Origin of the sequence: Rathayibacter sp. AY1A5 (assembly GCF_002930875.1) — a bacterium.
Taxonomy (GTDB): domain Bacteria; phylum Actinomycetota; class Actinomycetes; order Actinomycetales; family Microbacteriaceae; genus Rathayibacter.
The window spans coordinates 25726-47365 of the sequence record NZ_PSTM01000023.1 but is presented as its reverse complement, the minus strand read 5'-3'; the positions used below and the strand labels follow the sequence as shown (position 1 = coordinate 47365).

The following is a 21640-nucleotide window of genomic DNA, read 5'->3' as shown; positions in this document are numbered from 1 at the left end:
AGTTCTGGAGCCGGTACCGGCTCGCGCGCTGGGGCGGGGAGACGCCGACCGCGGCTCCGCCCGTCCCGTCCGTCGAGCCGGCCGTCGCCGCCGCCCGCCTCCGACCCGCCGCGTCAGCCGTCCCAGCCGCCGGGGAGGTCGCGGACCACCCGCCAGCGCGGGTCGAGCTGCGTCGCCGCCCCTCCGTTCCACGCGCGGCTGTGGAACCACGGCGCGATCACCTCGGCGCCGCCGTGCACGTGGTCGCCGAGATGCGCGCCCCAGTACGAGAAGGTCGAGTTCGTCAGCACCAGGCGGCGGGACGCGGCCAGCAGGGCGAGCTGCTGCGGCACCGGCGTCCCCGCCCCCGGGAAGCGCACCTCGAGGCCCTCGAGGACGCGGGCCAGCTTCACCCGGCACCAGTCGAGGTCGTCCGACACGATCAGGACGCTGCGCACGGGCTCCCGCTCGCGGGCCAGGGCGAGCGCCGCGTCGACGTACTCGACCACGTCGAAGGAGTAGCGGCCGCGGAAGGCCGGGACGCTGTAGTAGTCGCCGCGCCGGATGTTCACGGTGAGGTCCGCCTCCGGTCGCGCCGCCGCCACCAGAGCGGTGAAGGGGCCGCCGGGCGGGAGCAGCATCGTCGCGACGAAGTCCGCCAGCTCGTCCGCCGTGAACTCCACGCCGAAATCCTGGTGGACGCTCCCGAGCTCGCGGGGGCTGAAGAACGACATCCCCGCCGGGGGCACCACGAGCTCCTCGACGACCCGCGGGAAGACCTCCGCCCACTCCGCGGTCCGCCGCGTCGCGCGCACCGCGGTCGGCACCCCGCGGCTCCGACGGGCGTGGGCCTGCAGCCAGAAGTAGGCGAGGTTCCCGACCCCGAACGACTCGCCGGGCAGCAGCACCGTCGTGCCCCGTCGGCGGAGGGGCGCCAGCAGCGTCGAGCGGACGTCGCCGAGCGTCACCACCGCGGGCCTCCCCCGCTCACGAGAGCTCTCCGAGCGCCACGAGCTGGGCGAAGCCGGGGTGCGCGGCCCGCACCTCCTCGAAGGTGCCGGCCCCCTCGATCCTGCCGCCGTCGAGGAAGAGCAGCCGGTCGGCGCCGCGCACGGTCGAGAGCCGGTGGGCGACCACGAGGACGGTCATGCTGCCGTGCAGCTCGGCGACGGCCCGCGAGATCTCGTGCTCCGTGCGGTTGTCGAGCGCCGAGGTCGCCTCGTCGAGGACGAGGACCGAGGGGCGCCGGTACAGCGCCCGGGCGAGGCCGAGCCGCTGGCGCTGGCCGCCGGAGAGGCGGACGCCGCGCTCGCCCACGCGGGTGTCCAGACCCTGCGGCAGCCCGCCGACGAACTCCTCGAGCTGCGCCGTCCGCAGCACCTCGCGCACGCGCCCGTGGTCGACCTCGGCCGCCGGCACCCCGAAGGCGACGTTCGCGGCGACGGTCGCGTCCAGGAGGAACACGTCCTGCGGCACCACGCCGAGCCCCGCGTACCAGGCCGCCGGGTCCTCGTCGATCGGCCGCCCGCCGCAGAGGATCCGGCCGCTCGTGGGCGGGAGCAGGCCGAGGACCAGGTCGAGGAGGGTGCTCTTGCCGGCGCCGCTGGATCCGACGAAGGCGGTCGTGGCGTTCCGCTGGATCACCAGCGAGACGTCCCGCACCACGTCCACGTCGGAGTCGGCGTAGCGGTACGTGACGTGCTCGAGCGCGATGTCGCCGGAGTAGCGGCCGCCCGGCCCGGGCGTCTCGTCGTGCGCCCCCTCGGAGGCGAGCTCCTCGGCCGCCTCGGAGACGATCCGCAGCCCCGCCTGCCCGCTGCGCACGATCGCGAACGTGGCCGAGACGCGGTTGAGCGTCGGCAGGGCGCGGAGGGAGGCGGCCGCGAAGACGCCCAGGACGGAGAGCGCCTCGGCGCCGGAGCCGGTGGTGACGAGGATCCCCGAGACGCCCACGACGGCGACGACGAAGCCGATCTCGAGCAGGTACTTCGGCAGCTCCGAGACGAGCGAGAGGGAGCGCAGAGCCTGGGCGCTGCGGCGCTTGGCCCCGCTGAAGCCGGCGACCAGGCTCGCCGCGCTCGACGTGAGGCGCGCCTCGCGGAACCCGTCGAGCGAGGGGAGCAGGAACTGCCACGACTCCAGCGCCGCCTCCGCCATCTCCTCGCCGATCCGGCCCTGCCGCCGCCGCAGGAGGGCCTGGACGCCGCCGAGCAGCACCGCGAAGAAGACGGCCGCGAACAGGGTCGCGACCGGCGAGGCGACCAGCAGGATCGCCACGATCGCGACGAGCACCAGCAGGTCGGAGGCGATGCCGATCACGCCGAGCAGCACGCCGGCCGCCTGCGCGCTGGCGTCGTTGATGGTCCGGTACACCTCGGCGAGGCGCCGGGAGCGGTGGACGGCGTAGGGCGCGAGGACGTACCGCCGCAGCAGCTCCGTCGCAGCGTCGGCCGAGATCCGCGTGGTGCGGCCGAGCAGCCACCACCGGAAGACGATCGTCCCGGCGCTCTTGAGCACGAAGACGACCGCGACGAAGCCGGCGATGATCGGGAGGAGGGTCTGGACGTCCGTCGAGCCGAGGACGCCGGAGAGGACGCCGAGCGCGCCCGTGGTGGTGTCGGTCCCGGTGAGCAGCGCCATGAGCGGCACCATCGCGGCGACGCCCAGGGTGTCGAGGACCGCGAGCGCGAGGGAGCCCGCGACGGCGGCGGTGATCCACCCCGGAGAGGCGGCGCCGGCCAGCGAGAGGAGGGTGCGCAGCCCCGGTCGCAGGGACCCGCCGCTCACGCCGCCACCCCCTCGTACACGGCGGCGATCCCGCCGCACATGGCGGAGACGTCCCGCACGGCACGAGGAGCCGCGGCCCTCGACGCCTGCCGCTCCAGCGCCGCGGCCACCGCCTCCGGGTCGTCGGCGTCGACCAGCGAGTCCCGCTCGACGATCTCGGGGTTCCCGCCCACCGCGGAGGCGACCACGCCGATCCCGCGGGCGGCCGCATCGAGCAGCGTGTAGGAGCAGTTCTCCCAGACCGAGAGCTGGGCGACGACGTCCGCCGCGGCGAGCGCCGCCTCCGGATCGGCGAAGCCGGGGAAGGACACCGCGTCGCCGAGGCCGAGCCGCTCGGCCCGGGCGCGCAGGGCGCCGTCGAGCGGTCCCTCGCCCGCGACGGTCAGCGTGGCGCCGGGGACGCGCCGGTGCAGCACCGCGAAGGCCTCGAGCAGCGCGTCCAGGCGCTTCTCCGGCGCCAGGCGCGCGAGCGAGAGGACCCGGAGGGAGCCCGGCTCCCCCGGCTCGCGGTCGCGGGGCGCGGCGTCGACTCCGTTCAGCACGACCTGCACCGGCAGGCTCGGCCGCCACTTCTCGATCATGGTGCGGCGGGTGGCCTCCGAGACGGCGATCGCGCCGTGGAACGACCGCAGCCGCGCGTGGTGCGCCGCCGCGGTCGTCCGCGCCCGCAGTGCGGTGCGGTGGTAGACGTCGGGCCCGGCGATGCCGTGCTCCGTCGTGACGCGGCGGACCCCGCGGGGCAGCGGGGTCGCCGCGGTCACGAGGTCGGCGTGGGCGAGGTGGGAGTGGACGACCGCCGGGCGGAGAGCCGCCGCGGTCGCGCGCAGGGTCGCCACGGAGGCGGCGGCGCCGGCGGACGCTCCGAAGCGCCCGGTCGTCACGGCCGAGCCCTGCTCCCGCAGCCGCTCGGCGAGCGCTCCCTCCGGGCAGAGCACGACGAGGCGGTGGCCGGGGATCCCGTGCCGGGCGGCGTCGAGGACGTGGCGGGCCACCCCGCCGAACTCGCCGACCGGCACCGCCCAGAGCGCGAGCGGGGTCACAGCCACTCCTCCAGCCGCTCGAGCGCGGTCCAGAAGCCCTCGCCGCTGTTGACGTGCCCCTGCCAGATCTCGGGGATGAACGGCACCCCGGGCGCCAGCTCGTCGAGCGACGCCGCGAAGTCCGGCCAGTCGATCTCGCCCTCGCCGATCTGCACCCCCTCGCCGTCGACACCCGTCGCGTCGACGAGGTGCAGGTGCGCGCTGAGCGGAGCGAGCAGCGCCACCGCCTCCGAGAAGGCGAGCCCGAGGTGGTTCGCTGCGAGCTTGGTGTGCGAGGCGTCGAGGCAGAGCGGCGTGCCGGTCGCGGCCGCGAACTCGGCGGTGTCGCGCGGGTCCACGAAGAGGTTGTGGAACTGCTGCCCGCCCATGAGCCACGGGTAGGGCGGGAGGGTCTGCGCCAGCACGCGGACGCCGCTCGCGTCGATCCGCTCGAGGGCGTCGGCGACGCGCTCGTAGAGGGGAGCGCGCTGATCCGGAGCCACGTGCGCGTGCCGGGTGAAGCCGCCCATCGTGACGACCATCATCGGGTCCTCCTCCTGGCGGAACCAGCGCGCGAGGCTCCGGGTGGTCTCGACGGTGCGCTGCACCTCCGCGATCGAGCGCTCCCACACGTCGTCGTCGAAGGAGGCGAGGTCGACGAGGAAGTCGCCCGCGAACAGGTCCGGCAGGTGGGTGGTGAAGCCGGAGTCGAGGCGGCGGGTGAACACGTCGTCCGGCTCGATCTCCAGGTCGCGGTACGAGAAGTGGAACTCGAGGAAGTCGGCGTTCGACTCCGCGGCGAGCGCCGCGTGGTCGTGGTACCGCACCGGCAGGCCCCAGGGGCGGCGGAACCGGAACGGCCGGCCGGACGGCGTGCTCTCGCGCAGGTCGCCGGCGAAGAAGAACCCGCCCTCCTCGACGTCGCGGTGGAGCGCGCGGCCGAGCAGCTGCGGCAGCTCGTTGGGCTGGAGGCCCCGGCCGGGGCTGCGGACGACGACGTCGGCGGCGCGCACCACGTCCCCGATCGAGAGGTCGCGGGAGGCGACCAGCGACTTCGCGAGCGAGACGCGGTTCATCGACTCCCCCGTCGAGACCGATCGGGCCTCGCGCGTGCCGAGCGAGTCCTCGATGTCGCGGATCTCGCCGACCATGCGGCGGAACTCGTCCGGGAGCAGGGACACCGTGTGGTCGTTGCCCTCCATCCCCCGGTCGACCGTGAAGTGCTTCTCGACGATGCGGGCCCCGCGGGCGACGGCGGCGACGGGGACGTGCCAGCCCCGCTCGTGGCCGGAGTAGCCGACGACGCCGCCGCCGATCTCGGCGAGCCGGTCGAGGTAGGCGAGGTTGAGGTCGCGGTAGGGCGCCGGGTACGTCGACTGGGTGTGCAGCAGGGCGAAGGAGGTGCCGAGCGAGCGCAGCAGCGCGACCGACTCGAGGATCTCGGACTCGCGGGACATCCCGGTGCTGAGCAGCAGGGGCAGGCCCCGGGTGCCGGCGTCCTCGATCAGGCCGTGGTTGGTGAGGTCCGCCGAGGCGATCTTGAGGCCCGGGATCCCGTAGTCGACGAGCGCCTGCACGCTCGGGGCGTCCCACGGGGTGCAGAGGACGTCGATCCCGGCCTCGGCCGCGTGGTCGAAGACCCGGAGGAGCGGCTCGGCGGGCAGCGAGAAGCGGCGCAGGAGGTCGATCGTGTACTGGGCGCCGAGGTCCTCCCCCGCGGTGGCCCCGCCGGCGCGCCGGTAGAGGGAGTCGAGGTCGCGCAGCTGGAACTTCACCGCGTCGGCGCCCGCCTCGACCGCGAGGTCGACCAGCCGCCGCGCCAGATCGACCGATCCGTTGTGGTTGTTGCCGATCTCCGCGATCAGGAAGGCCGGGTGGCCGTCGCCCACCTCGTGGCGGCCGATCCGCAGCGCCCGGTCGCCCTCGACCGCGATCGCGACGAGGTGCCCGCGGTCGTCGACGAGCGGGAGGTGGCTGATCCCGTCGCGGCCGAGCCGGGCGGCGATCGCGGTGGCCGGCTCGTCCGCTCCCGCCGTGCGGACGGCGGTGTTCGCGACGGCGAGGGCCGGGACGTCGAGGGAGGCCGTCGGGTTCGCGATGATCCAGCGGCGGAAGTCCCCGTCGGACACCGACCCGCGGAGGATCCCGTGCCCGTCGACGCAGAAGACGATCCGCTGCTTGTTCGCGTTGATCTTGGCCAGCGCGGTGAGCACCGGGTCCTCGGCGAAGACGATGAACGGGGCGAGGTGCCGGTCGATGATCATGCGCCGCCTCCCGCCGACAGGCCGAGGAGGGTCTGCTCGACCACCGCGAGGTCCGCCTCGGTGTCGATGTCCCCGCCCTCCGCCTCGTCCATGACGAACAGGCCGACCCGGCCGCCGATCCGGTTGCGCTCGCGCTCGTAGACCTCGGTGCGGGTGAGGTAGAGGGACCCGGTCTCGCGGTAGAAGAAGTCGGCCTCGGCGAGGTCCTGGCGCCGCGGCCGGGCCGTGACGTCGTACTGCGGCACGGCGGCCCCCTCCTTCAGCCGCCAGAGGAACGGCGTCTGCGGGACGACGCCCACCAGCGAGTCGACCCCCGTCGAGGCGAACTGCTCGAGCGCGCGGGCGAGGGTGCCCGGGAGCCGGATCGGCGAGGTCGCCTGGAGCAGCATCACCGCGTCCGGGCGGCGACCCAGCGCGGCCCGGTGCTCGATCGCGTGGAGCACGACGGGCTCGGTCGCCGTCTCGTCGCGCGCCAGCTCGGCGGGCCGGAGGAACGGCACGTCCGCTCCCGCCCCCTCCGCGATCGCGGCCAGCTCGGGGTCGTCGGTCGACACGAGCACGTCGAGTCCGGCAGCGAGCGCCTGCTCGATGCTCCAGACCACCAGCGGGCGGCCCGCGACGGGGCGGGCGTTCTTGCGCGGGACGCCCTTCGAGCCCCCGCGCACGGGGATGACGCAGAGAACGGTCACGGGGTGCCTCCTTCGGCGATGGCGAGTGCCCGGCGGGCGACGGCGACGGCCGGCTCGACGGACGGGACGGGCGGAGCCGCGGTCGGCGTCTCCCCGCCCCAGCGCGCGAGCCGGTACCGGCTCCAGAACTCGAGCACCCAGGCGGGCGGGTCCTCGCAGACGACCCACGCGGGGATCCCGGCGGCCGCGGCCTCCAGGACCCCGGTCGAGAAGATCGAGGCGACCGGCCGGCCCTGCGCGGCGAGGTCGCCGCCGCGGAGCACCCGGATGCCGCGGCGCTCCCACCGCGCGTGCTGCCAGCGCGAGCGGCGGTCGACCTCGGCGGGGTGGGGGCGGTAGTCGGCGCCCGCCTCGCGGCAGAAGCGGGAGGCGGTGGCCGCGGCCGTCCGCCGGGGCAGCTCCGCGCCGTGCAGCTGGCCGAGGAACAGGGGCCGCTCCTCGAGCCGCTCGGGGCGCGGGCGGCGCGACGCGGTCCAGAGCAGCTGGCTGCCGACGACCTCGGTCTCCACGTCGCTGCGGCCGGAGGTCCAGAAGGCCGCGTCCTCCTCCGAGAACGCCAGCAGCGTCGCTCCGGGCGGGAGCGGCGGGGCGGAGGGGGTGAGCAGGCCGTGCTGCACGACCAGGAAGCGGGCGCCGAGGATTCCGGACCAGCGGTGGGCGGCCGCTCCCGCCGCGAGGAAGTGGCCGGTGGCGATCACGGCGCGGAGGCCCCGCAGCTCGGCGGGCGGGTCCGCCTCCGGGTCGACCGGGTGCGCACTCCAGCGGCCCGGCAGCAGCCCGGACAGCGCGTCGCCGGCTCCGGAGGGAGCGAGGACCGCCGCCGGAGCCCCGCCGAGAGGAGCGAGCGAGGCCGCGGTCGAAGCGAGGGCGCTCGCCGTCGACGCCTCCACCGCGAGCAGGACCGCGGGCCGGTCGCCGCGCACGTGCAGCACCAGGCGGGTCGGCTCGGAGCCCCGCAGCGCCGCCCGGGCGGTGCGCAGCGGGTCGCGGCCGCGCTGCCAGCGGCGCCAGGCCTCCAGGTCGGTCGGGTGCGTCAGCGCCACAGGGCCCTCACCTCCCGCATCCGGTGCACGAAGGTGTGCTCGGCGCCGGTGCGGCGCGCGCCCGCCTCGCGGATGCGCCGCGCCCACGAGGGGTCCGCGCCCGCCCGCCGCACGTGCTCGACGAGCTGGTCGCGCTCCTCGAAGACGAGCACCTCGCTGCCCACCTCGTAGAACTCCGCCACCTCGGGCCGGTCGATCAGGGTCAGCGCCCCGACGCCCGGCGCCTCGAAGGCGCGCATCGAGAGTCCGCCGTGGCCCGCGCCGTGCAGAGCCAGGGTCGCGGTCGAGCCGGCCATCACTCCGTAGTAGCCCGCCCGCGGGACGTCGCGGCGGGCGGGGACGCCGGCCGAGCGCCAGCGGCCGGTGCGCGCCACGTCCCAGGGGTGCCGCGACCACTGCCGCCCGTACGCCTCGACCGCGACACCGCCGGCCGCGAGCTCCCGCAGCACGCGCTCGCGCTCGGGGTAGCGGGCGCCGACGAAGGTCACAGCGGCGGAGGGGCGGGGGCGGAAGGAGAGGAGGGAGTCGAAGGCGTCGGGCAGGTGCCCGGCCGGAACCCCCGCGCGGGCGAGCTCGGCGACGTCGGCGGCGGAGTAGCTGACGATCGACACCGCCTCCCCGGCGAGGGAGCGCAGGCGGTCCACGGGGTGCCCCATGTTGCGGAGCTCGTCGTAGAGCCAGAGCACCACGGGGACGCCGGCGCGGCCGACCTCCTCCCACCAGGCGTCGCCGAGGGAGTCGCCCTTCACCACGAGGACGGCCCGGGGCCGGACGGCGCGCAGCGCCGCGATCGCACGGTCGGTCTCGGCGCGCATCGACGAGCGCCGGAGCCGGCCCCCGGGGAGCCGGTGGCCGAGGGCGTCGCGCACGTGGGCCAGCCCGGTCGCGGCGTCGTAGCGGTGGACGACCACGTCGTCGCCCAGGTGGGCCAGCGCCGACTCGAGCGCCTCCCAGTAGCCGTGGAAGACCGGGCTCACCACGAGCACGGGCCCGCTCACCGGGACGCCGCCTCGGCGGCGGCGACGAGCCGGAGCTCGCGCCGGAGGACGGCCAGCGGGCGCACGTCGCTGCCGGCGGCGGCGCGCACCGCGTTGGCGGCGAGGTTCACGGCGGAGGCGGCGCGCAGGGCCGCGGCGAGGGCGGCGGGGCGTCCGCCCCACTTGCGGGCGTAGCGCAGGCGCGAGGCGACCAGCCAGACCAGCCGGCGCGCGGGGTCGGAGGAGCCGCCTCCCGTGTGCTCGGCGACGACGGAGCCGGCGAAGACCGAGGGCACGCCGCGCTCGCGCAGCCGGCGCTGGAGGTCGACCTCCTCGCAGTTCATGTGGAAGGACTCGTCGAACCCGCCGACCGCGCGGAACTCGGCCACCGGCAGCAGCATCACGGCGCCCACCACCCAGTCCACCGGCACCGTCGCGCCCGGGGCGCACCGGGTGTCGTGGCCGACGGCGGCGTGCAGCCGCGGGCGCCAGCGCGCGAGCGGAGTGAGCCACTCCACGACGTAGTGGCGCAGCCGCGGGAAGCGCCGGCCGACCCACTGCCGCTCCCCGCCCGCGTCGACGAGGTCCGGAGCGACGACCGCGGGCAGCCACGGCCGTCCCGCCTCGAGCAGGTCGCAGAGGAAGGAGGGCCCGACGACGAGGTCGCTGTTGAGCACCAGGAGCAGCGGGTGGCGCGCCCGGGCGGCGCCCGTGTTCACCGCGGCGCCGAAGCCGCCGTTCCGCTCGCGCCGCACGACCTCCACTCCGTCGATCCCGGCCGGGAACGGGACCGGGGAGGCGTCGTCGACGACGACGATCTCGAGGGCGGGGGGCGACTCCTGGCTGCGGAGCCGCTCGACGAGGGCGAGCGCGGGCGCGGGGTCGCCGTAGTGCGGGATCACGACGCTCACCCCCTCGGCGGTCACCTCGCGACCGTCTCGGCGGCGCGGTCCCGGCGGAGCGAGCGGCGGGTGCTCCGGACGGTGGCGGCCGGGGGCTCCGCGCCGACGGGCAGAGCGCCGAGAGCGGGGAGGATCACCCGGAGCAGGGCGTCGATGTCCTCGACGGCCGCCGCGGCGACGTCCGGTCCGCGCCCGAACGGGTCGGCGAAGTCGTCCTCGGCGCCGTAGGGGGCGGTGTCGTCGGCGAGCAGTCGCAGGAGCGGGACGCCGGGGGCGGCTCCCGCCAGCCGCGCCGCCCGGCGGACCGTGGTGGTGCGGCGCGCGGCGGCCGGGAAGTGGCGGGTGACCCACTCCCGCTGGCCCGCCTCGAACACCAGCACGGGATCGGTGCCGGCGAGCATCCGGCCGTCGGCCTGGCGCGCGCGGTGCCCGGCCGTGGAGAGTCCGCGGGCCCGCAGCGCATCGCTGAGCTCGGGGTCGATCCCGCGGCCGGCCTCCGCGTGCGTTCCCGCGCTCTCGACCCGCCAGTCGGAGCCGGCGCCGAGCAGGCGCGCCGCGATCAGCTCGGCCGAGGGCGACCGGGCCACGTTCGCATGGCAGAGCAGGAGCAGGCGCCCGCTCATCGAGCCGCCCGGCGGGACGTCTGCGGAGGCAGGGCCCGCGACTCCACCGGGGCGAGCTCGGACCGGCGCGGTGCCGCCGCCGCGCGCTTGCGCCCCGTCGCCGGCTGCGGCTCGGCGTAGTACGCGTTCTTGCGGTCGTAGTAGTAGTACCCGGTGTCGCCGTCGCGGGCGGTGACCATGTTGAGCACGGTGCCGAGCACGCGGGCGCGGACCTGCTGGACGATCCGCCGGGCGGCGACCACCTCGGGCCGGTGCGTCTGGTTCGAAGCGACGACGAAGACGACGCCGTCGACGACGGTCGCGACGATGGAGGCGTCGGTGACGGGCAGCACGGGCGGCGCGTCGATGATGACGAAGTAGTCCTTCGAGAGGCGCGCGACCAGGGCGCGCATCGCCTCGGAGCCGAGCATCTCGGACGGGTTCGGCGGGATGTGCCCGGCCGGGAGGGCGTAGAGGCCCGCGGTGCCGGTGGGGCGGATCGCGTCGTCCACGGGGATCTGGTGACTGAGGACCTCGCTGAGGCCGATGGCGCCGTCGATGTCCAGCATCCGCGCCACGGAGGGCCGGCGGAGGTCCGCGTCGACCAGGAGGGTGCGCTGCCCGGACTCCGCGGTGACGCGGGCCAGTCCGGCGGCGATCGTGGACTTGCCCTCGGCCTGGTTGGCGCTGGTGATCACGACGCTGCGCGTCTCCTCGTCGACGCTGGAGAAGCGCAGGCCCGTCCGGAGCGAGCGGAACGCCTCCGCGGTGAGCGCGTCGGTGCCGCGGCGGCCGCCGGTCCGGCCCGGGCGTCCGGCCTTGGGGATGCGCCCGAGGACGCCGACGCCGAAGAGCTCGGTGAGGTCGTCGACGGTCCGCACGCGGATGTCGAGGGCCCGGCGGAGGAAGGCGAGACCGAAGCCGAGCACCAGGCCGCCCAGGGCGCCGAGCAGGATGTTCCGCACCCAGTCGGGGCTCGTCGGAGCGGCGGGCGGCTCCGCGTTCTCGAGCGGGACGACGGTGATCTGCGGTGTGCGGTCGGCGGTGGACTGCGTCTCGATGTCGGTGATGACGGCCGCCAGCGCCGCGAGCGCCCCGTTGGCCAGGGCTGCGGCGTTCTGCGCGGTCCCGGCCGCGGCGGTGACCTCGATCAGGGTGCTGCCCGGAGCGACCCTCGCGGTGAGGCGGCCGCTCAGGGCCTCTCCGCCGGGGTTCGCCTCCGGGTCGGCCTCGATCCGCTCGGAGACGGCGCTGCTCGAGATCAGCGGCAGGTAGGCGTTCGCCCGGGTCACCGCGGTCTGCGACCCGCTGATCGCATCGGCCGAGCTGCCGTCGCTCGCGGCGATCACGAATCCGGCCGAGCTCGACTCGTAGACCTTCGGAGTGAGGAACGAGAAGGCGGCCATCGCCAGAGCTCCGACGAGCACGGCGCCCACGAGGGTCCGCCAGTTCCGCCGGATGAATGCGATGAGATCGACGACAGTCACTGCGCACCTTTCTGCGTGCCGCGCATGCGCCGCACGACGATGCTGAGGTGTCGGTCACGCTAGCAATGCGGAGCGCCTTTCCCTAGGCGGTCCCCGACCCCTCGGGAGGCCCTTTCTGCGAGGATGACGACATGTCCGCGCCAGGGGGAGAGATCGTCGTCGAGAGGCGTTCCCCGCTCGTTCACGAGGCCTTTCCGATAGCACATTCCGCTCGGATACTCGATGCCGTCCTGATGGGCCTCCTGGTCTACCGGCTCCCCACCCCCTTCCTCCCGGGGAGCGTCCCGCTGGCCCAGACGGCGCTGGCCGCCCTGGTCCTCGTCAGCCTCTTCCGGCGGCCCACCCGCCGTCTCGGACGGGCCGCCTGGTACCCGTGGCTGTGCCTCGCCCTGCTCGCCTTCGTCCTCGCCGGCTCGTCCTTCGACGGCCTCGACGCCCTGCGCCGGGCGGCGAACATCGCGCTCGTCATGCTCGCCGCGGGCTTCCTCGCGAGCGGGCGGATCGACGTGGTCTCGGGGCTCAAAGGACTCGCCGCGGCGCTGTCGCTGAACGCCGTGCTGTTCGTCGCGGGACTCGCCCCGGACAGCTACCAGGGCGCCCTGACCGGCTACCTGCAGGACAAGAACGTGGCCGGTCTCGTCTACGGAGCGGCGGCGCTGCTGGTCTCGGCGCTCAGCTCGCGGCTGTGGCTGCGGGTCGGCGTGCTCGCGCTCGGGGCCGCCGCGGTCGTCGCCACCGACTCCCGCACGTCCATGGCGGCCTACGCCTGCGCGCTCGTGTGGCTCGTCGCGGCGCCGTACCTGCGCCTGCTCTTCCGCGCGCTCCTCGGCGGCGGCCTCGTCCTGCTGTTCCTCTGGGCCGAGCGGAACCTGGCGACGGCCGGCGGCTACGGGGTGGAGCGGGCCGGCTCCGACGCCCTGCGCGCCCGCATCCTCGACGCCTCGGTCGACAAGGTGGCGCTCTCGCCGTGGACCGGCTCCGGGCTCGGAGAGGCGACCGCGCGGGTCGACGGGATCGACTGGTTCTTCCACAACTCCTACCTGGCGCTGATAGCCGAGGGCGGCGTCGTGCTGCTCGTCGGCGTCGTCGGCACCGTGCTCGTGGCCGGCTTCGCGACGACGGCCGCCGGGGCCGGGAGCCGCCCGGGGCACGCGGTCGGCGCGGCGAGCATCCTGGTGCTGCTGTGTGCGACGCAGCTGGGCGAGGTGTTCTTCGCCCCGATCTCGTTCGTCGTGATCGGCGCGGGTCTCGCTCTGCTCGCGGAGGAGTCCGCCCGCGCCCGCGCTCTGCCGCCGGAGTAGCGCCTCCCGCGCCCGCCCGATCCGGCGCGGATCCGCGGGTCCGGGGCGCGGAGGTCCCGGTCGGCGGGCGCTTCCCGGTGGGGCGGAGGTCGCCTGGTGTTGCCCCGGCCGACCGCTGCTCAGCCCCGGCCGCGCTCGCGGACCGCGTCGCGGAGGATGGCGCGGACGCCCGCCCACATGTGCCGCGCGTTCAGCTCGGCCAGCACCCGCTCCCGGCCCGCGCGGGCGACCTCGGCCCGCTTCCCGTCGTCGCTCAGCACCGCCTCCAGCACCGCCGCGATCCCCGCCGGGTCGTGCAGGGGCAGCGAGAAGGACGTCTCGCCGTCGTGGACGTAGCCGGTCATCGCGGCGCTCGCGGTGACCGCCGTGCAGGTCCCGCAGCCGGAGGCCTCCAGCAGGACGCTCTGGCCCGTCGGGTAGGCGAGGTCGTGGCTGGTGACGACGACGAGCTCGGCGTCGCGCAGGTTGTCGCGGTGCCGACCGACCGGGACGGGATCGTGCAGGACGACGTTGGCCGGCAGCGCCCGGGACGGCCGCCGCGCAGGAGTGGTCACGATGTCGAACCGCCGGTGCGGCAGGCGCTCGGCGGCGGCGACCAGCGAATCGAAGTCGCGCCCGCGGTCGACCCCGACGGCGAGCACCTCGAACCGCTTCGGACGCGGCGGAACGGGCCGGTAGTAGTCGGAGTCGACCCCGAAGAGCACCGGTGCGATCCGCCGCTCGTCGACGCCGTGGCGGGCGAAGACCTCGCGCTGGTTCTCGCTGAGCACGACGAGCCGGTCGACCCCCTGAAGCAGCCGGACCACCTGTCGGCGCCGCTGCGGCGAGCCGGTGAGCAGCTCCTCCGCCCACCAGCAGGAGAGGACCACGAGCGGCGTGCGGCCGTACGGCCCGAGCCGCGCGCGCCGGAGCAGCGCGGGGAGGCCCGCCTCCGGCTCGAGCACGCAGAGCACCGTGTCGGCCGAGCGGACCGCCCGGAGCGCGCGCAGCTGCGTGTCCACGTTCAGCCCCGTGCGGTGCTCCACGACGTCGCGCAGCTTCACGTGCGCGGGCCGAGACGCGTGACCGGGGACGAGGAGCCGCGTCGAGTCGTCCCGGAGGAGGTCGGCCCGGTACGGCAGCCTCCCGCGGGCGAAGGGCTCGCCCGGAGCCAGGCGCAGTGTCGGGTGCTTGAGGAACAGTCCGAGCACTCTGAGGACTTCCGGTTCGCGGGTCATCGTCGTCCTTTCCGGAGGGAGGAGGAGAGGCTCGCCGCGGCATTCCCCGGAAAGCGGATCGGTCTCCTGGCGGGAGGATCAGGAATCATCGGAGAGGGCCATCCGCGCCAGAAGTCCGTCGATAGCCGACTTCCCGGAGGACGGCGAGTAGGAATCGTTCCAGCGGGCACGATCCCTCTCCCGCGACTCCGATAGTCCTCTCTTCTTCCGGGCTCTGATCAGCTCGGCCAGAGCCCGCGGATCCCCGGCTCGGAACGTGGCGTCGATCGACGGGCCGACGACCTCGGGGAGCGCACCGGCATCGCTCACCACCACGGGGACGCCGGCCGACATCGCCTCCGTCACGACCAGGCCGAACGACTCCGGCTGCACCGACGGCACCACCAGGAGGTCGATCCGCGAGAAGAGGTCGCCGGGCTCGATCCACCCCGGCCGGTCCACCAGAGCGGCGACCGGAGCGAGGGCCGCCTCCACCTCGCGACGCTCCCGCTCCGCCACGAACCGGGGCTCGCCCGCCAGCACCAGGCGATACGCGCCCGGTTCCCCGGCCTCCAGCAGCGCCAGCGCCTCGGTGAGGACCCGCACCCCCTTCGCGAGCGAGGGACGCCCGAGGAAGCCGAGGACGGTCGTCCCGTCCTCCCGCGGCCGCGCCTCCGGCAGGTCGACGCGGCGGCTCCAGTTCGGCAGCACGGTCGACCCGGGGACGACCCCCGCCAGGTAGCGGGAGGGGACGAGGGTCGCCAGCGCGCCGCGGCGAGCCACGGGCGCGAGCAGCCGCTGCAGGCCGGACGGGCGCTGGTGCAGATGCACGATCCGCCGCGGACGCCCTGCGGTCGCGACGGCCGGCACCAGCCCGTTGCACCACAGCACGCCCTCGCGGGAGGAGGCGTCCCAGCGCCGCAGCGCGCGCATCCAGGCGGGTCTGCCCGTGGCCTCGAGCTCGACGACCCGGTGGCCGGCGGCGAGGGCGGCGACGACGAGCGCACGCGGCTCCGAGGGGCCGACGACCACGACCGGGACCTCGAGCGCCTCGAGCGCCTCCGCGATGCTCAGCAGCATCACCTCGCCGCCGCCGATGTCGCCGTTGTTGGTCGCGAGCGCCACCGGAGGCCGCCCGGCGCCGCCCGCTCCCCCGTGGATCATCCGCCGCCCCGCCCGCCTCCGTGCGGCGCCCCCGCGGCCCGCGGGCCCATCCTCACCGAGACGAGCGCTCCGCTCCACCGCCCCCGGCCGGGCTCCGCGGGCCGCAGGAGCGCTGGAATACTGACCGGATGGAGCTCGTGGGCGTTCTCTGGGCCGACGAGGCCGTGCCGCTGGTGTCGGCGTTCGTCCACCGGCGGGCCGACGCGGCGGGCCTGCGCGCACTCGTGCTCAAGGGACCGACCGCCGCCGCCGACCGGCTCCGGCCGCCCCGCGCCTCCGGCGACGTCGACCTGCTGGTCGCCCCCGACGACCTGCCCCGGATCCTGGCCCTCCTGGCCGCCGACGGCTGGACCGAGCGGCCCTGGCCGGACGGACCGACGCTCGCGGCCAAGCACTCGCGCTCCTACCGGCACGCCGCGTGGCCGGTCGACATCGACGTGCACTGGCGGTGGCCGGGATTCCTCGTGCCGCCGCGCGACGCCTTCGAGGCGCTGTGGAGCCGGCACCGGATCGTGGAGCTGGCCGGCCGTCCGGTCGCGACCGCGAGCGTCGCCGACTCGGCGCTCGTGCTGGCGCTGCACGCGCTCCGCGACGCCTGGCAGATCACCGACCCGCGCCTCACGCGGCCCTCCGACTACGACCTGCTCGTCGAGGCGGTGGCCGCCCGCGCGGAGCTGCACGCTCCGCTCCGGGCGGCGGCGGAGGAGCTCGGCGCCGTCCAGACCGCGCAGCCCTTCCTCGACGCGCTCGGCATCCGCGCGCGCGCCGGGGAGGTGCCCGCGGCCGAGCTGCGGGCGTGGCGGATCAACGCGAGCTCGCCCCACGCCTCCGCGGGGTGGGTGCAGGCCGTGCGCGCGGCCGGCTGGCGGCAGCGGCCGCTGCTCCTCGCCCGCGCCGTCTTCCCCGCCCCCCACGCCCTGCGTGCCGCCGACCCCGCCATCGGCCCGCGCCGGATCGACGTGGCGGCCGGCTGGTGGCGGCGGCTGCGCCGCGGCGCCCGCACGGCTCCGCTCGCGTGGGACCACCTCCGACGGACGGACAGGACCTGACATGACCCGCCGGCTGATCCGCGCTCCCTTCGGGCTCGGCGTGCGCTTCACCTTCGACGACACCGTCCCCGACCGCTTCGTGACGGAGGTGGAGGAGTCGTGGAACGACGTGGACGACGACGCCGATCGCCCGGGCTCCGAGTACCGGGTGTCGCTGACCGAGCCGGTCGGGGAGCCCGGAGTGATCGCGCAGCCGACCGAGGACGCCCTCGCCGAGCACATCGGCGCCGCGCTCACCCTCGCGGCGGCCGACGCCTGCGAGGGCCGGCTGCTCAGCGTGCACGCCTCCGCGGTCGCCCTGCCCGACGGCCGGGTCGTCGCGTTCGTCGGCCGGCCCGGTGCCGGGAAGTCGACCCTCGTGAGCCTCGCCGCTCGGCGGTACGGGTACGTGACCGACGAGACGCTCGCCGTCCGCCGCGACGGGCGGGTGCTGCCGTTCCGGAAGCCCGTCGCCCTCCTCGACGGCGGCGACTGGAAGCGGCACCGCTCCCCCGCCGCGATGGGCCTGCAGCCGCTGCCGGACGCTCCGCTGCGCCTGGCCGCCCTGCTCCTGATCGCCCGCGACCCGTCCGGCCCGGCGGAGCCCCGGCTCGAGCCGATCGCCTTCGACGAGGCGCTCTCGGTGCTGCTGCCCGAGCTGAGCCACTTCGCACGGCTGCCCGCGGCGCTGCACCACCTCGCCGGGCTGCTCGATTCCGTCGGCGGGGCGCGGGTGCTCCGCTACCGCGAGGCGGAGACGGTGCTGCCCCTCCTCGAGCGGATCGGGGAGCCGTCACCGGTCGTCGCCGATGCACCCGAGGCCGATCCGGCGGCGCCCGGCCCGGGTCTGCTCGCGCGCGCCGCCGGCGTCGAGTGGGTCGAGCGCGACGGAGTGGTCAGCTGCCTCCTCGACGAGCGGGTCGAGACGCTCACCGGGATCGGCCCGGTGCTGTGGCGTGCTCTCGGGACGCCCGCGACGGTCGACGCGCTGACCGGGGCCGTCGTCGCCGAGCACGGCGCCCCGCCCGCGGGCGACCCCCGGGCGCACGTCGAGGCCGTGCTCGACGCGATGGTCGAGCACGGCCTCGTGGTCCGCGGCGCCTGACGGCGCCGAGCGCGGCTAGCCCGTGCGGACGTTCGGCCCGACGGAGCCGCGGGCGATGAACAGGTCGAGCAGGTTCACGAGCCCCACCGCGCGGATGTAGAGCGCCGCGCCGTCGTAGCGGCCGACGGGGAGCGCCTCGAGGGCGGCGGGCCCGGTCGGGTTGGTCGAGCGGTTCTGCGCGTTGACGTCGATCTGGATGACGTCCCGCAGGGCGGCGAAGACCGGGGTGATCGCGGTGGTGACAACGGCTCCGACAAGAGCAGGCAGGGCCGCGAGCAGCGGGTTCAGCACGTTCAGGACCAGGGTCAAGACGCTGGCGAGCACGCCAGCGCCGTTCAGCGGGATCCCGAGGATCCTGATGTTCTCGCGCAGCCGCTGTGTGAGCACGGTGACCAGCGACGTCGTGAAGGCGGTCAGGGCCGCCGCCGGAACGCCGAGTCCGCTGTCCACGAGGAGCGTCGAGTTCGGCGGGAGGTTGTTGAGGAAGGCGGAGTAGGAGCCGAACTGCGTGTTCCCGGGCTGCCCGGGAGCCGGCCCGAGGAGGGAGGCGAGATCGATGGTCAGTGTCGCCGGAGTCGTCCCGAGGCTCGCCTGGATCGGCTGACCTCCACCCGGCAGGTTCCCCGCGAGGATGGCGGCGGTGTCGACGGTGACAAGACCGATATTGCCGATCGTCGTCAGGGCGGTCGTCACTTGAGTGACGAGAGCTGTCAGCGCCGTCGACGTGAGCACCAGGTTCAGCCTGGTGATCTGGTAGTCGCGCTGCAGGTTGTCCGACCCGGGCACGCAGGCCGACTGAAGAGCTGCGCGTCCGGTGACGGCGCCGATCTGCAGAGTGAGCCCGGCAACGTTGGTCAGGAGGTCAGACAGACCAGGCCCGCCGACGGCGGCGAGGATCGCCTGCAGGTTGACGGTGCCGAAGTCGGGGTAGCTCCCCGACGTCGGGGTCAGCGCCAGCTGGCCGGCATTGGTGATCGCACCGGAGGCTCCGCGGACGGTGCCGGTGGTGCTCGCCTCCGCGTACTGGTTGAGGGTGCCGACGCCGGCGGGAGCCGCCAGCGTGAGGAGGGAGGAGAGCGTGCCGGTCAGCCCGGTCGCGTTCACGGCGATGCCGTTCAGTACCGTGGCGTTGACGCCGCCCGTCACGACGACCGGGTCGGGCGGATTCGGTCCCGACGCCGGCGCAGTCGCCGTCACGCCCGAGACACCGGCGACATTGTCGAGGTTCACGCCGCCGAGGAAGCCGCTGAGGAGGCGTCCGCGGGCGACCGCCTGGAAGACCGTGCCCACCGGGAAGCAGCTGATCGAGACGGCGGAGGCGGACTGCGCCAGCATCACCGCGGGCACCGACCAGACCGCTCCGGCCACGACCGTCCGCCGTGCGAAGACGCCCGCGGAATTCGCGCTCTTCTTCTCACTCTTATCGCTGATATCGCTGGATGCGAGCGGATTAGACTCCGACATTGGCGGCCCTCCGGTGCTGTCGCTCGACGTACACCCCTTGGCGCGTCGGCGGCAAACATAGCGAGAGAGGCGTCGCCATAAGAGGCGCTGGCGGATTTCTACTCGCACTGGCGGTGATCAGCGGAGAGGACGCGGAGAAGATGGCAGAGGACCCCCGGCTCCTTCTCTGGCGGCGCCGCCCGGACACGGCCTCCGTCGATCTGAACGGGCGCGTCCTGGTGCTCCCGCTGGACGTCTCCCCGATGGGCAGCCCCTACGCGCTGCGCGAGAGCGTGGCCGCGACCTGGCGGGCGCTCGACGACGAGCCGCAGGACTTCTCCGGCCTGGCCGACCGGCTCGCCCGCCTCCACTCCACCGATCCCGGCGCCATCGCCGACGACCTGGCGCGCGTGCTGAGCGGGCTGGAGGAGCTGCTCCTGGTCGAGAGCAGCCCGCGCGGCGAGGAGCCACGATGAGCGTCGCGAGCGTCGTCGTCCCCAGCTACGCGGGTGCGGCCCGCCTGCCCCGCCTCCTCGCCGCCCTCGCGGCTCAGACCCACCGCGACCTCGACGTGGTCGTGGTCCTCGACGGCGTCGTCGATGCCAGCGAGCGCGCCCTCGACGCCTCCCCCGTGCCCGTGCGCCGCGTCGTGCTCCCCGAGAACCGGGGGCGCTCCGCCGCGCTCACCGCCGGCTTCGACGCCGCGCGGGGCGACGTGCTGATCCGCTGCGACGACGACCTCGAGCCCGGCCCGGGCTGGGCCGCCGCGCACGTCGGGGCCCACCGGGACGCGGTCGTCGGCGTCGTCGGCCTCTGCCCCGACGTCGACCCGGGCACCGCCTACTCGCGCGCCTACGGCCGACCCGCCGGCGAGCGCTTCCGCCGCGGCGCCTACGCGGCGGGTTCCGACGCCTCCTGGCGCTACTGGGGCGGCAACGTCTCGGTGACGCGGGCGACGTACGACCGGGTCGGCGGCTACAGCACCGACTACCGCGAGTACGGCTGGGAGGATGTCGACTGGGGCTACCGGCTGCACCGCCTGGGAGTGCCGGTGCGGATCGAGCCCGGCGCCGAGGCCCTGCACCACGGCGCCTCCGTCTCGGCGGCGGTCCGCAGCCGGCGCGCGTTCCTCTCGGGGGCGGCCCGCCGCACCTTCGAGCGGCTGCACCCCGAGCAGGTGCGGGAGGCGGTGCCCGCGGCCGGCGCGTGGGACGCGGCCGTGCGCCTCCTGGCCCGCGGCGGGAGCGAGCGGCGGACGGCACTGGTCGCGGGAGTCGCGGACGCCGCGCTCGGAGTGGTGCCCCGCCCGGTCGGCGAGAAGCTGGTCGCGCTCGCCGTCGAGTCCGCGGCGATCGCGGGCTACGACCGCGGCAGAGGGCGTCCCGCGCACGGGTGACGGCGGCGCGGATCGACGGACCCGCGGGCCCGGCAGCGGCGCCGACGCCGCGCGAGAGCCGATCTAGGCTCCCCCGCATGCGAGTCCTTCTGGTGGGCGGAGCGGGCTACATCGGGAGCCACACCGCCGTCGCGCTCCTCGAGAGCGGCCACGAGGCGCTGGTCGTGGACGACCTCTCGCACGCGAGCGAGCGGACCCTCGACGCGGTGGAGGAGCTGACCGGCTCGGTGGTCCCCCGCCTGATCGCCGATGCGCGCGACACGGCCGCGCTGACCCGCTTCCTCGCCGCCCACGGACCGGTCGACGCCCTGGTCCTGCTCGCCGGGCTCAAGTCGGTCGGCGACTCGGTGCGGCGGCCCCTCGAGTACTGGACGGTCAACGTCGGGCTCGCCACCGCGGCGTTCTCGGTCGCGGCGGAATCGGGGATCCGCACCGTCGTGTTCTCGAGCTCGGCGGCCGTCTACAGCCCGGGCGGCGTGATGCCGGTCGGGGAGGACTCCCCCGCCGGGCTGAGCGCGGCGAGCCCCTACGGCGCGACCAAGCGCGTCATCGAGGAGATCCTCGGCGACGCCGCGCGCGCCGATCCCCTCCTGCGCGCGGTCAGCCTCCGCTACTTCAATCCCATCGGCGCGCACCCGTCGGGGCGCATCGGCGAGGATCCGGCTACGGCGCCGGGGAGCCTCCTGCCCGTGCTGACGCGGGCCGCGGGCGACCCCTCCCGGTGCGTCGACGTCCTCGGCGACGACTACCCGACCCCCGACGGCACGGGGCTGCGCGACTACATCCACGTCTGCGATCTCGCGGCCGGGCATGTCGCGGCGCTCGAGCGCGCGCGGCCCGGGCACCGGGTCTACAACCTCGGCACGGGCTCGCCGACGAGCGTCCTCGAGCTGATCGACGAGGTCGAGCGCGCGAGCGGGGAGACGGTCCGGTGGCGGGCCGTGGGGCGCCGGCCGGGCGACCTTGCGGCGAGCTGGGCCGACCCGGCACGCGCCGAGCGGGAGCTGGGCTGGCGGGCGGTGCGCACCGTCCGCGAGGGCGTCCGCGACCAGTGGCGGTGGCAGACCCTGCAGCGCATCGGCGTCTCCTGATCCTTCCGGCACGGCGTCACTGAAAGAGTGATTTCTTCTTCTCCGCGACTCTCCTCCATCGTTGTGATCTCCGAGGGAATAGCGCCTCCGCGACGCACTCCAGACGATCCTCGCCATTCCACTCGCGGCTTATCCGGATCATCGGACTCTCCTTTCCCCGTCGTTCT

General features: G+C 75.4%; 19 protein-coding genes. 6 read left to right on the top strand and 13 right to left on the bottom strand.

Annotated features, from left to right (window positions below; translation table 11 throughout):
* Positions 1–113 precede the first annotated feature (113 nt).
* From C5B98_RS14305 to C5B98_RS14260, 10 genes are read right to left on the bottom strand one after another with little or no spacing between them, the layout of a single operon-like run.
* Positions 114–950: an alpha-1,2-fucosyltransferase gene (locus C5B98_RS14305; RefSeq protein ID WP_104327966.1), complete on the bottom strand. Its 837-nt coding sequence runs from the start codon at positions 948–950 to the stop codon at positions 114–116.
* Positions 951–966: 16 nt separating this feature from the next.
* Positions 967–2766, bottom strand: coding sequence for an ABC transporter ATP-binding protein (locus tag C5B98_RS14300; RefSeq protein ID WP_104327965.1), 1800 nt, complete (start codon positions 2764–2766; stop codon positions 967–969).
* Positions 2763–3806: a glycosyltransferase family 4 protein gene (locus C5B98_RS14295; protein ID WP_104327964.1), complete on the bottom strand. Its 1044-nt coding sequence runs from the start codon at positions 3804–3806 to the stop codon at positions 2763–2765. Before C5B98_RS14295 ends, C5B98_RS14300 begins: the two co-directional genes overlap by 4 nt.
* Complete coding sequence (locus C5B98_RS14290; RefSeq protein WP_104327963.1) at positions 3803–6049, bottom strand: N-acetylneuraminate synthase family protein; 2247 nt, start codon at positions 6047–6049, stop codon at positions 3803–3805. Before C5B98_RS14290 ends, C5B98_RS14295 begins: the two co-directional genes overlap by 4 nt.
* Positions 6046–6738, bottom strand: coding sequence for a cytidylyltransferase domain-containing protein (locus C5B98_RS14285; protein ID WP_104327962.1), 693 nt, complete (start codon positions 6736–6738; stop codon positions 6046–6048). The genes C5B98_RS14290 and C5B98_RS14285 overlap by 4 nt, the downstream gene beginning before the upstream one ends.
* On the bottom strand, positions 6735–7781 hold the full coding sequence (locus C5B98_RS14280) for a hypothetical protein (protein ID WP_104327961.1): 1047 nt from the start codon (positions 7779–7781) through the stop codon (positions 6735–6737). Before C5B98_RS14280 ends, C5B98_RS14285 begins: the two co-directional genes overlap by 4 nt.
* Positions 7772–8779 (bottom strand): glycosyltransferase, encoded by a 1008-nt coding sequence (locus C5B98_RS14275; protein ID WP_104258156.1) that lies wholly within the window; start codon positions 8777–8779, stop codon positions 7772–7774. The genes C5B98_RS14280 and C5B98_RS14275 overlap by 10 nt, the downstream gene beginning before the upstream one ends.
* Positions 8776–9684: a glycosyltransferase family 2 protein gene (locus C5B98_RS14270; RefSeq protein ID WP_104273574.1), complete on the bottom strand. Its 909-nt coding sequence runs from the start codon at positions 9682–9684 to the stop codon at positions 8776–8778. The genes C5B98_RS14275 and C5B98_RS14270 overlap by 4 nt, the downstream gene beginning before the upstream one ends.
* Positions 9681–10283, bottom strand: a complete 603-nt coding sequence (locus C5B98_RS14265; protein WP_104224517.1) for a hypothetical protein — start codon at positions 10281–10283, stop codon at positions 9681–9683. Before C5B98_RS14265 ends, C5B98_RS14270 begins: the two co-directional genes overlap by 4 nt.
* Positions 10280–11749 (bottom strand): polysaccharide biosynthesis tyrosine autokinase, encoded by a 1470-nt coding sequence (locus C5B98_RS14260; RefSeq protein WP_104247947.1) that lies wholly within the window; start codon positions 11747–11749, stop codon positions 10280–10282. The genes C5B98_RS14265 and C5B98_RS14260 overlap by 4 nt, the downstream gene beginning before the upstream one ends.
* Before the next feature lie 233 nt (positions 11750–11982).
* Between C5B98_RS14260 and C5B98_RS14255 the strand changes: the two genes are divergently transcribed.
* Positions 11983–13050 (top strand): O-antigen ligase family protein, encoded by a 1068-nt coding sequence (locus C5B98_RS14255; protein WP_104327960.1) that lies wholly within the window; start codon positions 11983–11985, stop codon positions 13048–13050.
* A 119-nt stretch (positions 13051–13169) separates the two neighbouring features.
* On the opposite strand, the gene C5B98_RS14250 is transcribed toward C5B98_RS14255, so the two are convergent.
* Complete coding sequence (locus C5B98_RS14250; protein ID WP_104273577.1) at positions 13170–14267, bottom strand: glycosyltransferase family 4 protein; 1098 nt, start codon at positions 14265–14267, stop codon at positions 13170–13172.
* A 78-nt stretch (positions 14268–14345) separates the two neighbouring features.
* Positions 14346–15410 carry a glycosyltransferase family 4 protein gene (locus C5B98_RS14245; RefSeq protein WP_104261312.1) on the bottom strand — a complete coding sequence of 355 codons (1065 nt, stop codon included), beginning with the start codon at positions 15408–15410 and terminating at the stop codon, positions 14346–14348.
* Positions 15411–15538: 128 nt separating this feature from the next.
* On the opposite strand from C5B98_RS14245, the gene C5B98_RS14240 reads away from it, so the two are divergent.
* Positions 15539–16459, top strand: coding sequence for a nucleotidyltransferase family protein (locus tag C5B98_RS14240; RefSeq protein WP_104248013.1), 921 nt, complete (start codon positions 15539–15541; stop codon positions 16457–16459).
* A 1-nt stretch (position 16460) separates the two neighbouring features.
* Complete coding sequence (locus C5B98_RS14235; protein WP_104327959.1) at positions 16461–17543, top strand: PqqD family protein; 1083 nt, start codon at positions 16461–16463, stop codon at positions 17541–17543.
* A gap of 15 nt (positions 17544–17558) precedes the next feature.
* On the opposite strand, the gene C5B98_RS14230 is transcribed toward C5B98_RS14235, so the two are convergent.
* On the bottom strand, positions 17559–18911 hold the full coding sequence (locus C5B98_RS14230; RefSeq protein WP_104327958.1) for a choice-of-anchor G family protein: 1353 nt from the start codon (positions 18909–18911) through the stop codon (positions 17559–17561).
* Positions 18912–19147: 236 nt separating this feature from the next.
* Between C5B98_RS14230 and C5B98_RS14225 the strand changes: the two genes are divergently transcribed.
* The 3 genes from C5B98_RS14225 to galE all read left to right on the top strand — a co-directional run bounded on the left by C5B98_RS14225 (position 19148) and on the right by galE (position 21473).
* Positions 19148–19462 carry a hypothetical protein gene (locus C5B98_RS14225; RefSeq protein ID WP_146076975.1) on the top strand — a complete coding sequence of 105 codons (315 nt, stop codon included), beginning with the start codon at positions 19148–19150 and terminating at the stop codon, positions 19460–19462.
* Positions 19459–20382, top strand: a complete 924-nt coding sequence (locus C5B98_RS14220) for a glycosyltransferase family 2 protein (RefSeq protein ID WP_104261308.1) — start codon at positions 19459–19461, stop codon at positions 20380–20382. Before C5B98_RS14225 ends, C5B98_RS14220 begins: the two co-directional genes overlap by 4 nt.
* A gap of 77 nt (positions 20383–20459) precedes the next feature.
* Positions 20460–21473 carry a UDP-glucose 4-epimerase GalE gene (galE, locus tag C5B98_RS14215; RefSeq protein ID WP_104248008.1) on the top strand — a complete coding sequence of 338 codons (1014 nt, stop codon included), beginning with the start codon at positions 20460–20462 and terminating at the stop codon, positions 21471–21473.
* Positions 21474–21640 lie beyond the last annotated feature (167 nt).